This is a genomic window from Agrobacterium vaccinii (assembly GCF_021310995.1).
Classification (GTDB): domain Bacteria; phylum Pseudomonadota; class Alphaproteobacteria; order Rhizobiales; family Rhizobiaceae; genus Agrobacterium; species Agrobacterium vaccinii.
Genome location: NZ_CP054151.1, coordinates 872120 through 885999 on the forward strand (window position 1 = coordinate 872120; position 13880 = coordinate 885999).

General features: G+C 59.8%; 13 protein-coding genes. All 13 read left to right on the top strand.

The window, feature by feature from the left end; genetic code table 11:
* Positions 1–3 precede the first annotated feature (3 nt).
* The 13 genes from HRR99_RS19115 (at position 4) to HRR99_RS19175 (ending at position 13880) form a co-directional block, all read left to right on the top strand.
* Positions 4–927, top strand: coding sequence for an ABC transporter permease (locus HRR99_RS19115; RefSeq protein WP_233124424.1), 924 nt, complete (start codon positions 4–6; stop codon positions 925–927).
* A 20-nt stretch (positions 928–947) separates the two neighbouring features.
* A complete protein-coding gene (locus HRR99_RS19120) occupies positions 948–1919 on the top strand; it encodes an ABC transporter ATP-binding protein (protein WP_422387369.1) in 972 nt (323 codons plus the stop codon).
* A gap of 3 nt (positions 1920–1922) precedes the next feature.
* Complete coding sequence (locus tag HRR99_RS19125) at positions 1923–2945, top strand: ABC transporter ATP-binding protein (protein ID WP_233124426.1); 1023 nt, start codon at positions 1923–1925, stop codon at positions 2943–2945.
* 248 nt (positions 2946–3193) lie between these two features.
* Positions 3194–4351, top strand: a complete 1158-nt coding sequence (gene argE / locus HRR99_RS19130; protein ID WP_233124427.1) for an acetylornithine deacetylase — start codon at positions 3194–3196, stop codon at positions 4349–4351.
* Positions 4352–4372: 21 nt separating this feature from the next.
* Positions 4373–5767 (top strand): M20 family metallopeptidase, encoded by a 1395-nt coding sequence (locus HRR99_RS19135; protein WP_233124428.1) that lies wholly within the window; start codon positions 4373–4375, stop codon positions 5765–5767.
* Positions 5768–5814: 47 nt separating this feature from the next.
* Positions 5815–7020, top strand: coding sequence for a pyridoxal phosphate-dependent aminotransferase (locus HRR99_RS19140; protein ID WP_233124429.1), 1206 nt, complete (start codon positions 5815–5817; stop codon positions 7018–7020).
* A 64-nt stretch (positions 7021–7084) separates the two neighbouring features.
* Positions 7085–8485 carry an FAD-binding oxidoreductase gene (locus HRR99_RS19145; protein WP_233124430.1) on the top strand — a complete coding sequence of 467 codons (1401 nt, stop codon included), beginning with the start codon at positions 7085–7087 and terminating at the stop codon, positions 8483–8485.
* Between the two features lie 157 nt (positions 8486–8642).
* Positions 8643–10955: a bifunctional salicylyl-CoA 5-hydroxylase/oxidoreductase gene (locus HRR99_RS19150; protein WP_233124432.1), complete on the top strand. Its 2313-nt coding sequence runs from the start codon at positions 8643–8645 to the stop codon at positions 10953–10955.
* Positions 10956–10962: 7 nt separating this feature from the next.
* Positions 10963–11748 carry an SDR family NAD(P)-dependent oxidoreductase gene (locus HRR99_RS19155; protein WP_233124434.1) on the top strand — a complete coding sequence of 262 codons (786 nt, stop codon included), beginning with the start codon at positions 10963–10965 and terminating at the stop codon, positions 11746–11748.
* A 23-nt stretch (positions 11749–11771) separates the two neighbouring features.
* Complete coding sequence (locus HRR99_RS19160) at positions 11772–12191, top strand: acyl-CoA thioesterase (protein ID WP_233124435.1); 420 nt, start codon at positions 11772–11774, stop codon at positions 12189–12191.
* Positions 12184–12579: a RidA family protein gene (locus tag HRR99_RS19165; protein WP_045229606.1), complete on the top strand. Its 396-nt coding sequence runs from the start codon at positions 12184–12186 to the stop codon at positions 12577–12579. The genes HRR99_RS19160 and HRR99_RS19165 overlap by 8 nt, the downstream gene beginning before the upstream one ends.
* A 27-nt stretch (positions 12580–12606) precedes the next feature.
* Positions 12607–13035: a cupin domain-containing protein gene (locus HRR99_RS19170; protein ID WP_233124437.1), complete on the top strand. Its 429-nt coding sequence runs from the start codon at positions 12607–12609 to the stop codon at positions 13033–13035.
* A complete protein-coding gene (locus HRR99_RS19175) occupies positions 13032–13880 on the top strand; it encodes a fumarylacetoacetate hydrolase family protein (RefSeq protein WP_233124438.1) in 849 nt (282 codons plus the stop codon). The genes HRR99_RS19170 and HRR99_RS19175 overlap by 4 nt, the downstream gene beginning before the upstream one ends.

The following is a 13880-nucleotide window of genomic DNA, read 5'->3' on the forward strand; positions in this document are numbered from 1 at the left end:
GCCATGAGCAATATAGACGCCACCACGCCACCTCTTCCGGCAACCACCTCCAAGGGCGAAAAGCTGTTGCTGCGGCAACTGCGCGATCTCGTTTCCAGCACGGAAGCCGTGATCGGACTGACCATTCTTCTGGTCCTGGCTTTCGTCGCAATCTTCGCACCACTGATCGCGCCGCAGAACCCTTACGATCTCATGCAGCTCGACATCATGGACAATATGCTGCCGCCGGGCTCGAGCCTTGGAACCGGCATGACCGCATGGCTCGGCACCGATGATCAGGGCCGCGATATGCTCTCGGCCATCATGTATGGCATGCGTGTGTCGCTTGGCGTCGGCATCGCGTCCGTGGTCATCGCCAGCACCATCGGGGCGCTGGTCGGAGTCCTCTCGGCATATATTGGCGGGCGCTTCGATGCGCTGGTGATGCGGATCGTCGACTTGCAGCTTTCCTTTCCCTCGATCCTGATCGCACTCGTGCTTCTGACGGTATTCGGGCGCGGTCTCGATAAGGTCGTCCTGTCCCTCGTCTTCGTTCAATGGGCCTATTATGCCAGAACAGTGCGCGGTTCGGCGCTGGTGGAAAAGAACAAGGATTACATCGCCGCTGCCCGCTGTCTTGAGATTTCGCAGTGGCGTATCCTCGTTCGCCACATGCTGCCGAATTGCATTCCGCCGCTTATCGTGGTCTCCACGGTTCAGGTGGCCCACGCCATAACGCTGGAATCGACGCTGTCATTCCTCGGCGTCGGCGTCCCGGTGACGCAGCCCTCGCTCGGAATGCTGATCGCCTCCGGCTATGACTTCCTGCTGTCGGGGAATTACTGGGTCTCGACCTATCCTGGCGTCGCGCTCGTCCTCATCGTCGTCGCCATCAATCTGGTCGGTGATCGCCTGCGGGCCGTGCTCAATCCGAGGTTCGTCCAATGATGCAGGTGCAAACGAAAATGATCACACCTGCTCTGTCGGTCGAAAACCTCAGCGTCACCTTCCACACCCGCAAGGGCGTGGTGACGGCGGTCAACGATGTCAGTTTCCACGTCAATCCCGGCGAGGTGCTGGGGGTGGTGGGCGAATCCGGCTCTGGCAAATCCGTGACGGGCCTTGCCACGATGGGGCTGATCGATGAACCGGGCCAGATTTCCGCCGGTCGGGTGATGCTTGAAGGCCGCAGCATTGCCGACATCAGCGATAGTGCCATGCGCGGCCTGCGCGGCAACCGCATCGCGATGATCTTTCAGGACCCGATCTCGACGCTGAACCCGGTGCTGCGCATCGACACGCAGATCATCGAAGCCATCGATGCCCATGAGAAGGTTTCTAAATCCGCCGCGCGCGCCCGTGCCATCGAAGCCTTGAAAGCCGTCGGCATTCCTTCGCCGGAATCGCGACTGGAGGCCTATCCGCATCAGTTTTCCGGCGGCATGCGCCAACGTGTGGCGATTGCCATTGCGCTGTTGCATCGTCCAGCGGTGCTGATTGCCGATGAGCCGACGACGGCGCTTGATGTCACCATCCAAGCGCAGATTCTGGGTGAGGTGCAGCGGCTGGCGGCTGAAAACGGGACTGCACTGGTATGGATCACGCATGACCTCTCGGTGGTCGCCGGTCTCGCAGACCGCATCGCCGTCATGTATGCCGGTCGCATCGTCGAGACCGGAACGGTGGCCGAGGTGCTGACCGCGCCGCGCCACCATTACACCGCTGGCCTCATCGCATCGGTGCCAAGTCAGAACAAGCGCGGCCATCCGCTGGCGCAAATTCCGGGCTCCACGCCAAGTCTTGGCAATATGCCCACTGGTTGCGCCTTCCATCCGCGCTGTTCGGCCCGAACAGAGATCTGCACGACGACACTTCCTCCCGTCGTCACCGATCCCTCCGGCCGCTTCGCGCGCTGCCACCATCCGCGACAGGAGGCCTGAGATATGCAGCCCATCCTTAAACTCGACGCCGTCTCGCGCCAGTTTCGCGGCACGCCGGATTTTGCCCAGCGCATCGTCGATTTCGTGACCCGCAAGAATTCCGAGCAGGTCGTGCGCGCCGTCGATGGCATCAATCTCGATGTCCGCCCCGGCGAAATCGTCGGCCTTGTGGGCGAATCCGGCTGTGGCAAGTCCACGCTGGCGCGCATCATCTCGGGCATTCTGGCTCCATCCCAAGGTAAAATCCTGCTGGAGGGCCGCGACTTTGCGACCATGTCTGAAGTAGAGCGGCGCAAGGCAAGCCTTTCCGTCCAGATGGTGTTTCAGGACGCGACCGCGTCGCTTAATCCACGCAAGCGGGTGATGGAAACAATCGGCGAAGCGGCAGTCTTTCACGGCATCATCCGCGCCAGCGAAATGACGACTTACGTCAGCGACATCATGAAGCGCGTGGGTCTGGACCCCGCCAGCCGCGATCTCTATCCGCACCAGTTTTCCGGTGGCCAGCGAGCCCGCATCGGCATCGCACGGGCGCTGGCCGTCAAGCCACGCATTCTCGTCTGTGACGAGTCGACCGCTGCACTCGACGTGTCCATTCAGGCCCAAATTCTCAACCTCTTCGTCGAGTTGAAGAAGGATCTGGATCTCACCTATATCTTCGTCAGCCACGATCTCGGCATGATCGAAAACTTCTGCGACCGCATCGCCGTCATGTATCTGGGCCGCATCGTTGAACTGGCAGATACCGAAACGCTCTTCGCCAATCCGCACCACCCCTATACGCGCGCGCTTTTGAAGGAAATTCCGACGCTGGAGCCGAAGAAGCGGGTTTTCACAGCCATCAAGGGCGACATGCCATCCCCGCTCGACCCGCCATCGGGATGCCATTTCCATCCACGCTGCGTGATTGCGAGGCCTCTGTGTTCGAATGACAGCCCGGCGCTGCGGGAAACCGATACCAATCGGTTTGCGGCCTGCCATTTCGCTGAGGATTTCAAGGCGAAGGAATTGTCTGATGTTGTCTGACGGGAAACTGTTTTCGGCATTAAATGGCAGTGCGTGGGGTACCCCCCTCTGCCCTGCCGGGCATCTCCCCTACAGGTGGGGAGATCGGCAAGACGCACCGACATCACCCATTTATCGACCTACGAGATTGCCAACAGGCTGCCGCGAGTCGATCTCCCTCCTTGTGGGGGAGATGTCCGGCAGGACAGAGGGGGGTAAGCGGCAAATCAAAACGCTCAATCGCGTAACCTTTTCGGGGAGACAAGTCCGTGTCCATCGCCACTGACGTCAGCCGCCACCTCGCTGACCTCGTCGCTTTCCCAACCGTCAGCGCCGTCTCCAACCTCACCCTGCTGGATCACCTCGAAACCGCCGTTGCGCCCTTCGGCGCAAGGCTACGCCGCTTTCCCAATGCAGAAGGTGACAAGGCAAACCTGCTGGTCTCGATTGGCCCGGACGCCCCCGGCGGTATCGTCTTCAGCGGCCACACGGATGTCGTTCCAGTTACTGGCCAAGCCTGGAGCGGAGACCCGTGGGTCTTGCGCCAGAACGGTTCGCGAGTCATCGGACGAGGCGCGACCGATATGAAGGGCTTTCTCGCCTGCTGCCTGACGGCTTTGCCCGCAATCGCTGCGCGACCCTTGAAACGCCCTGTTCATCTGGCTTTTTCCTACGATGAGGAAGTGGGCTGCACCGGCGTGGGCTCCATGGCCGAGTGGATCGGCAAAAGCGGGCTTGCGCCACAAATGGCTATCATCGGTGAAGCCACAGCCATGGATGTCGTTTCGGCACACAAGGGCGGCCTCATCGGCTGGGCACGCGTGCGCGGCAAACCCGGCCATTCTTCGCAGCCTGATCGCTACGTCAACGCGGTCATGGCCGCTGCCGAGCTGATTTCCGAGATCAACAGGATTCGCGCCGATATGCGCAACGGGCCGCAATTCGAGGGCCTTGATCCGCCCTATTCCACCATTCAGGTCAACCAGATCAAAGGTGGGCTGCATGGCAACATCGTAGCCGAGACTTGCGACTTTTTCTGGGAGATGCGGATCATTCCGGGTGAGGATGACTACGCAGTTCTCGATCGCATCAAGCGTTACGCATCCGATGTCATCGAGCCCGCCATGAAAGCCGTGGACCCGGATTGCGGCGTCAGCATCGAGGTTCAGGCCCGCATACCCGGCCTCAAACCCGAAGCCGAAACGTTGACAAGCAAGGTGCTCGATCTTCTTGATAAGCCATCACCGCGCTATGTCTCCTATGGTACGGAGGCCGGTATCTTCCAGCTGGCCGGCACACCGTCCTTCGTCGTCGGTCCCGGCGATATTGCCGATGCCCACCAGCCGGATGAAGGCATCGAAATTTCTGAACTGGAACGCTGCGTCGCCTTTCTCGACCGTCTCGGCGAAAGCTGCTGCCATGCGTAATCTCAAAACAAGGACCAGAGCATGAACCAGACCCTGTCATCGCGCGAGAATGCCATTACCAGGGCACTCGATCAGCTCTCGGATGGCTCCTTCGAGGCCACCATGCGCCGCCGTGTGGCCATCCAGTCGGCCAGCCGTCTCAAGGAGCGCAAGGCCGATCTCGAACGCTATCTGAATGAGGAAATGCAGCCGCATTTCGAGCGCATGGGTTTCACGACGACCCTCCTGCATGACGACGCGGCACCCGGTCCGTTTCTGCTGGCGCAGCGCATTGAAAATCCTGATTTCCTCACGATCCTGCAATATGGCCACGGCGATGTCGTCGCCGGTCTGGATGGGCAATGGGCGGAGGGCCTCACACCTTTCGAGATGACGGAGCGCGATGGCAATTGGTATGGGCGCGGCACCGCCGACAACAAGGGCCAGCATTCGATCAACATGGCGGCCGTCGAGGCCGTGCTTGCGACTCGTGGCTCCCTTGGCTTGAACCTCAAATACCTCATCGAAATGGGTGAAGAGTCCGGCTCACCGGGTCTTGATACCGTCTGCGAACGCAATCGCGATTTGCTAAAGGCAGATGTGCTGATCGCGTCTGACGGCCCGCGATTGGCACTCAATCAACCGACGATCTTTCTCGGCGCACGCGGCGGCCTATCCTTCCACATGGAGGTCAACGCCCGCGAAGACTTCCAGCATTCCGGCAATTGGGGCGGCCTGCTGGCCAATCCCGGCATCGAGCTTTGCCACGCCATCACCGAACTCGTCAGCCGCACCGGCCAGATCAAGGTGCCGGAAATGACACCTGGTCATATCCCTGAAAACGTGCGCGCTGCACTCACGCGCTGCCATATCGCGCCGACGGCGGGTGATCCTTCCATCGAGGAATGGTGGGGCGAACCGGGGCTCACGTCTGAAGAAAAAGTCTTCGCCTGGTCGTCCTTCGAGGTGATGGAGATGGAATGCGGCAATCTTGCCCAGCCGCTTTACGCCATTCCGCCCAAGGCGCGCGCGCGTATGCAACTGCGCTTTCCGGTCAATGTCGATTACGCGGCGGTGGTCCCGGCTGTTCGGCGCGTACTGAAGGACGCCGGCTATGATCGTGTGGTCGTCACCGATCCATCCGACGCAATCTTTCCGGCCAGCCGTCTTGACCCTGATCATCCCTGGGTGCGCCGCGTCGCCGCCTCCATCGAAAAGACGACCGGCACGCCGCCCGCCATCCTGCCCAATCTCGGCGGCTCCCTGCCCAACAATATCTTTTCGGATCAACTCGGCCTGCCGACGGTCTGGATTCCGCATTCCTACCCCGGCTGCCTGCAACACGCCGCCAACGAACATCTGCCCGTCAGCATCGTGCGCGAAGGCCTCGCGATCATGGCCGGGCTTTATTACGATCTTGGACAACCAAACTCATAACCATATGCCCCGATGAAACGGGGACACGTCACGAAAGGGAGAACCACATGTCTTTCATGGACAGTCAGATTGCGGCGAAGAACCGCGCATTGACCGCTTTCAGCGGCATCCGGGACCAGATCAAGGACTTGCACACCGAAAATATCGCGGCGCTTGCCGTGCGCGCCGCCAAGCTCGAAGACGTCATCGCGCTCTGGTATGGCGAAGGCGATATGGTCACGCCCTCCTTCATCCGCGAAGCCGCCAAGAAGGCGCTGGATGACGGCGAAACCTTCTATGTGCCGGATATGCGCGGCACCAACAAGCTCAAGGCCGCCCTCAGCGAATACCAGTCGAAACTGCACGGTCGCAACATCGATCTGGCCTGCACCACCGTCGCGCCGGGCGGCATGCAGGCGCTTTACATCGCGCTGGCCCTGATTGCCGAGGTCGGCACGAATGTCGTCTACGTCGCGCCGCAGTGGCCCAATATTCATAACGCCATCCATCTGCTGGGTGCAGAGCCGCGCCCTGTCTCGCTTGATTACGATAATGGCTGGCATCTGGATCTGGACAAGCTGTTTGCCTCCTGCGACGCTCGCACCCGCGCCATCTTCCTCTCCACCCCCGCCAACCCAACAGGCTGGACGGCGACGGCAGAAGAAATGGCGGCGCTGCTGGAGTTCAGCCGCCGTACCGGCATCTGGATCATCTCGGACGAGGTCTATGGACGGCTTTATTTCAAGGGCAATGTCGCGCCCTCCCTGCTGCCGATTTCCGATGAAGAAGATCGCGTCATCACCATCAACAGCTTCTCCAAGGCATGGGCGATGACCGGCTGGCGCGTGGGCTGGCTGACCCACCCGAAAAGCGTGGCAGATCAGGTGGCGGCGATGACGCAATATATCAATAGCGGCACCTCGCCGATTATTCAGGCAGGGGCGGTGGCTGCCATCGAGCAAGGTGAGCCACTCGTGGCCGACATTCGCGACCGTGTGAAAACCGGTCTGGATATCGTCTATGACGGCCTGTCGCAGATCAATTCCATCATCCTGCCCGAAAAGCCGCAAGGCGGCATGTATGCCTTCTTCAGTTTGGACGGCGTGCCGGATGCCCGTGAAGCCTGCACCATGATCCTGGAAAAGGCACGCGTTGGGCTCGCCCCCGGCCACCTCTTCGGCGACGTTTCCAACGGCTTCATCCGGCTTTGCGTGTTCCGCGATCATGCGCGCCTGAAGACCGCCGTAGACCGCATGGTCGAAGCATTGCGCTGACGAGACCAAAGGCTTGGCTGCGTTGCGCGTGGCCAAGCCAAGCCAACCGAGGGGAAGAGTGGCCATGGCGAGTGATTTTCTGGAAAGCCTGAAAGCCGAACTCGGCTCCGATGTGGCGTTTGGTTCGGAGATTCCGGCCCGGTTTCACACGGATTGGTCCGGCATGACCCCAGTCGTACCATTGGCGTTGGTTCGGCCAAGAACCACAGAACAGGTGTCGCAGACGCTCAAACTCTGCAATCAGTACAAGATCCCCGTCACGCCGCAAGGTGGCCTGACGGGTCTTGCAGGTGGTGCGCGACCCATCGAAGGCGGCGTGGCATTGTCGCTCGACCGGATGAATGCGATCGAAGAGATTGATACGGTCATGGCAACCATGACCGTCCAGGCCGGGGTACCACTGGGTGTCGCACAGAAAGCTGCCGAACATGCTGGCCTTTTTCTCGGCCTTGATCTCGGCGCCCGCGATAGCTGCGTCATCGGCGGCAACCTTGCGACCAATGCCGGAGGCAACCGCGTCATTCGCTTCGGCATGGCGCGGGAGCATGTGCTTGGGTTGGAGGTCGTTCTGCCGGATGGCACCATCGTCACGTCGCTCAACAAGATGTTGAAAAACAATGCGGGCTATGATCTCAAGCACATGTTCATCGGCTCGGAAGGAACACTCGGCATCATCACCCGTGCCGTCCTGCGGCTTCAGGCAAAGCCAGCCGATCTGGCGAGCGCCTTTTGCGGCTGCCCGGATTTTTCCTCGATGCTTGAATTGCTGAAGAGCGCACGCCAGCGTCTGGGGTCTGCGCTGACCTCGTTCGAAGTCATGTGGCCAAGCTTTTACGATTTCATGACCGGAAACCTGCCGCATCTGCGCCGCGCCTTTACTCATCCGCACGGCATCTATGTACTGATCGAAGCGGCGGGTCACGATGCCGATGATAATCGCGCGTCTCTCGAGGAACTGCTTGGCGAAGCACTTGAAGCGGGCTCCGTGTCCGACGCCATCCTGCCATCGTCAGAGCGAGAGGCTCAGTCTCTCTGGGCCGTGCGCGAAAGCGTGTCGGAATATGGCAAGCTGATGGGTCCGATGACAGCCTTCGATGTCGGCGTGCCAACCAGTGCCGCAGGCGAACTCGTGGATGAAATCGAAGCCGCTGTAAAGCACCGCTGGCCGGATGCAATCGGTCTGAGCTACGGCCATATCGGCGACAGCAACCTGCATTTCGTCTGCAACATTCCCTCTGCCGGGCAGCAACAGCCACACAAGGAGATTACCGAACTGGTCTTCAATTTCGTTGCGACCAGAGGCGGCACCATCTCTGCGGAACACGGCATCGGCCTATTGAAGAAGCCGTATCTGAACCTTTCCCGTACGCCGGAAGAACTGGCTATGATGGCAACGATCAAGCGTGCGGTCGACCCCAACAACATCATGAACCCGGGCAAAGTGTTCGACTGTCCTCCTCTCTGAGGCGTCATCCGTCCAAGTGTCCAATCAAATTAGTTTAAACATAAACTAATTCATGAAATCGATCCTGTTTCGGTTGACAACAGAGAATTGCAAACTTACTTTAACCTTCAAATAAATATCTGCCTCGACGCTTTAGTCGAAAACCGTGGAGGGTCACATGCGTATCGTCTGTGTTGGTGGAGGTCCTGCGGGACTGTATTTCGCACTGTTGATGAAGAAGTTGCATCCCGAGCATCAGGTGACGGTGGTGGAGCGCAACCGTCCCTATGACACCTTCGGATGGGGCGTTGTGTTTTCCGATCAGACCATGGCGTCGATGCAGGTCTGGGACAAGGACAGTGCCGACGAAATCCAGCAGGCGTTCAACCACTGGGACGATATCGAGGTCCTGTTCAAGGGCACCCGCCAGCGCACCACCGGCCACGGTTTCGTCGGCATCGGTCGCAAGAAACTGCTCAACATTCTTCAGGTACGTTGCGAAGCGTTGGGTGTCGAGCTTGTGTTCGAGACCGAAGTTCAAAGCGATCTGGATTATCCTGACGCCGATCTCCTGATCGTGTCGGATGGTCTCAACTCCAAAATCCGCAACAAGTATCAAGAGATTTTCGAGCCCGATCTGGTGGTGCGGCCAAACCGTTACATCTGGCTTGGCACCAACAAGCTGTTCGACGCCTTCACCTTCGATTTCCGTAAGACGGATCACGGCTGGTTCCAGGCGCATATCTACAAGTTCGATGAGAACACATCGACCTTCATCATCGAAACGACGGAAGAGGCCTATCAGGCCCACGGCCTCGGTGAGATGGACCAGCAGCAATCGATCGACTTCTGCCAGGACCTGTTTGCCGAGACGCTCGAGGGTTCCGAGTTGATGACCAATGCGCGCCACATGCGTGGCAGCGCCTGGCTGAACTTTACCCGGTTGATCTGCGGCAAGTGGAGCCATTTCAACGGCAACTCCCACGTGGTGCTGATGGGTGATGCCGCCCACACCGCCCATTTTGCCATCGGCTCCGGCACCAAGCTTGCCATCGATGACGCTATCGAGCTGGCCAACCAGTTCAACAAGGCCGGTCACGGCAAGGACAGCATTCCCGACGTTCTGAAAACCTATGAGGACATCCGCCGCGTCGATGTCGCCCGTATCCAGAATGCGGCGCGCAATGCCATGGAATGGTTCGAAGTGGTGGGCCAGCGTTATGCCGATACGCTTCCGCCCGAACAGTTCATGTATTCGATGCTGACCCGCTCGCAGCGTATTAGCCATGAAAATCTGCGCCTGCGCGACAAGGAGTGGCTGGAAGGCTATGAGCACTGGTTTGCCCAGCAATCCGGCCTTCAGGTAAAGGACAATGAGCGCTGCCTGCCGCCGATGTTCACGCCCTACACGCTGCGCGGCACCACGCTTGCCAACCGCATCGTCGTGTCGCCGATGGCGATGTACTCGGCGACCGATGGTTTGATAGACGACTTCCATATGGTGCATCTGGGCGCACGCGCCATGGGTGGCGCCGGTCTCGTCTTTGCCGAAATGACCTGCGTATCGCCCGATGCCCGCATTACCCCCGGTTGCCTGGGGCTGTGGAACGACGAGCAGATTGCCGGTTGGAAACGGTTCGTGGATTTTGCACATGCCAACAGCGCCGCCAAGGTCGGCATTCAGCTCGGCCATGCCGGGCGCAAGGGTGCGACGAAACTGGCCTGGGAAGGCATCGACCAGCCGCTGGAAACCGGCGCATGGCCGCTGTTTTCGGCGTCAGCCATACCCTATCTGAAACACAGTGTCGTTCCCAAGGCGATGGACCGGGCCGATATGGACCGCGTCAAGGCCGACTTCGTGGCCGCAACCAAGCGCGCGGCTGAAACCGGCGCGGACTGGCTGGAACTGCACTGCGCCCACGGCTATCTGTTGTCCAGCTTCCTGTCGCCGCTCACCAATCTGCGTGAAGATGAATATGGTGGCAGCCATGAGAATATGGCGCGCTATCCGCTGGAGGTGTTTGCCGCCGTGCGTGCAGCCTGGCCCGAGGACAAGCCAATTTCGGTTCGCCTCTCCTGCCATGACTGGGCCGAGGGCGGCAACACGCCTGAGGATGCGGCCATCTATGCCCAGATGTTCAAGGATGCGGGTGCGGACCTGATCGACTGCTCGTCCGGTCAGGTATCGAAAGAAGAAAAGCCGGTTTATGGCCGCCTCTTCCAGACGCCGTTCTCGGACAAGATACGCAACGAAATCGGCATCCCGACCATCGCCGTCGGTGCGATCTCGGAGGCCGACCACGCCAACTCCATCATCTCGGCAGGTCGTGCGGATCTCTGCGCCGTTGCCCGTCCGCATCTTGCCGATCCATCCTGGGCTCTGCACGAAGCCGCCAAGATCGGCCTGAAATCCGTGGCATGGCCGAAGCAATACATGTCTGCGAAAGCGCAATACGAAGCCAATCTCGACCGCGCAGCGGCGGCAAAGTGAGGTCGGCATGGTAACGCAGACCCTTGCAGGCCGCCATGCGCTGGTGACAGGAGCCGGAAGCGGCATCGGTGCGGCGATTGCCATGACGCTGGCCAAGGCTGGAGCGAAGGTCACGCTGGCCGGTCGCCGTCGTCAGCCGCTGGAGGATGTGGCCGCTGCCATTGGCGGCGACTGCCTTGTTCTTGATGGTTTCGATGTCACCCAGCCGGACGCGATTGCCAAGGGCATGGAGACGGCGCGAGCAACATTCGGGCCGGTCTCTATTCTCGTCAACAATGCCGGTGAAGCGCCGAGTGCCTCGTTCGAGAAGACCACACTCGACATGTGGAGCCATGTTCTGTCAGTCGATCTCACCGGGGTTTTCAACGTCACGCAGGCAACGCTTGCCGATCTGAAGACGCACGGCGCGGGCGCGCGCATCATCAACGTCGCCTCGACAGCAGGTTTGACGGGTTATGCCTACGTATCCGCCTATTGCGCTGCAAAGCATGGCGTTATCGGCATGACGCGGGCGCTTGCGCTGGAACTGGCCAAAAAGGGCGTGACCGTCAATGCCGTCTGCCCTGGTTTTACCGATACGCCGATCATTCAGCACTCGCTGGAGACCATCATGGAAAAGACCGGTCGCAGCCGCGATCACGCCTTGGCCGAGTTCACCAAGTCAAACCCTCAGGGACGCCTGATCCAGCCGCAGGAAGTGGCCGACACCGTGCTGTGGCTTGCCTCACCGGGGGCTGGCTCCATCACGGGCCAAGCCATCGCGGTTGCCGGCGGCGAAATCATGGTTGGTTGAGCGAGAAAGAAGCGAGAGGACACATGCCTTTTACCCACTCCAAGCCGATGCGTTTTGGCGATTGCGACCTCACCGGCATCGCCTACCATCCGGCCTATCTGTCCATGCTGGTCGATGTCAACGAGGCGATGTTCGCTTCCTTTGGCGTGACCTGGAAAGAGATCATGTTCGAGCGCAAGCTGGGCTTGCCGACCGTGACCATGAACCTCGAATTCAAAAAGCCCGCCGTCTACGGCGATGTGCTGGATTTTGCCGTCCACGTGCGTTCCATCGGTCGCGCCTCGCTCGATCTGGAAACCATCGTCACGGTACGCGGTGACATCATCTGGACGGTGCGTCAGCGCATCGTGATGACCTCATTGACCGACCATAAATCCCATCCCTGGCCCGACGACATTCGCGCAGGCCTGACACGTTATCTGGAGCCAAAACATGATGCATGAAATCATCCAACCGGACGGTTGGGCAAAGCCCATCGGCTATTCCAACGGTATCAGCGCCCGTGGCCGCATCGTTCAGGTCGGCGGACAGATTGGCTGGGATGCGCATTGCCAGTTCCATTCCGATGACTTTGTCGATCAGGTTCGCCAGACGCTTTTGAACATCGTCAGCGTGCTGGAGGCTGCCAATGCCAAGCCTGAGCATCTCATTCAGATGACGTGGTACTTCACCGATCGCGAAGCCTACAAATCCCGCATGCGGGAAATCGGTGCCGTCTACCGTGAGATCATTGGCCGTCACTTTCCGCCCATGGCTGCCGTGCAAGTCGTGGCGCTAATGGAAGATCGCGCCAAGATCGAGATTCAGTCGCTCGCCGTCGTGCCGGACTGACAAACGTTCAAAGAGGAGGAGAATTCGATGACCAGCAAAGTCATGCCCGTGATTACCCGCAAGGGACAGGAAGATACCGGCACCGGCCAGTCCGGCGGTTGCGTGCGCATATCTGGCGTCAGCCCGCAGCACACGCCCGCCACCAAAATCTGGTTCGGCAAGGTCTCCAACGACCCCGGCTACCGCTCCTATCCGCACCACCACGGTGAAGCCGAGACAGGTGGTTACGTGCTGAAGGGCAAGGCCCGCATCTATTTCGGCGAGAACTGGCAAGAATTTCTCGACATGGAAGAAGGCGACTTCATCTTCGTACCGCCGAACTGGCCACATATCGAAGTCAACATGTCCACGACGGAAGAACTGGTCTGGCTAACGACCCGCACGCCCGACAACATCGTCGTCAATCTGCCCGACGTTGATGACAGCGTATTGGTTGGCTTCAGGAGAGCAGAATGAAACTGTTGAGACTAGGCGCGCTTGGTGCTGAAAAGCCCGCACTTCTGGCTGATGATGGCACATTGCGCGATCTCTCCGGCATCGTCTCCGACATCGCAGGCGAAGCTCTTGATGATGAGGCTCTAAACCGAATCCGCACCATTGATCCGGCAAGCCTGCCAGTCGTGTCCGCCGATCGCGTCGGTGCCTGCGTCGGCAATGTCGGCAAGTTCATTTGCGTCGGACTGAACTATGCCGACCATGCCAAGGAGACCGGCAAGGAGCCGCCTCCCGAGCCGATCCTGTTCATGAAGGCAACAACAGCGGTCGTCGGTCCCAATGACGATGTCGAAATACCCCGCACCTCCGCCAAGACCGACTGGGAGGTCGAGCTCGGCGTGGTCATCGGCAAACGCGCCAAATATGTCACCGAAGCCGATGCGTTGTCGCATGTCGCCGGTTATTGCGTGGTCAACGACGTGTCCGAGCGCGCCTTCCAGTCGGAACGAGGCGGGCAGTGGACCAAGGGCAAGAGCCACGACACCTTCGGCCCCATCGGCCCATGGCTGGTGACCCGTGACGAGGTTGCGGACCCGCAGAACCTGTCGCTCTGGCTCGATGTCGACGGCCAGCGTCGTCAGACAGGCAACACATCCACCATGATCTTCGGCGTTGCCCATCTCGTCAGCTATATCAGCCAGTTCATGACGCTGATGCCGGGCGACGTCATCGCCACCGGCACACCGCCGGGCGTCGGCATGGGCATCAAGCCAACGCCGGTCTTCCTTCAGCCCGGTCAGGTCATGACGCTCGGTATCGAAGGCCTGGGCGAACAGCGCCAGACCACCATCGCAGCGAGGGTATGA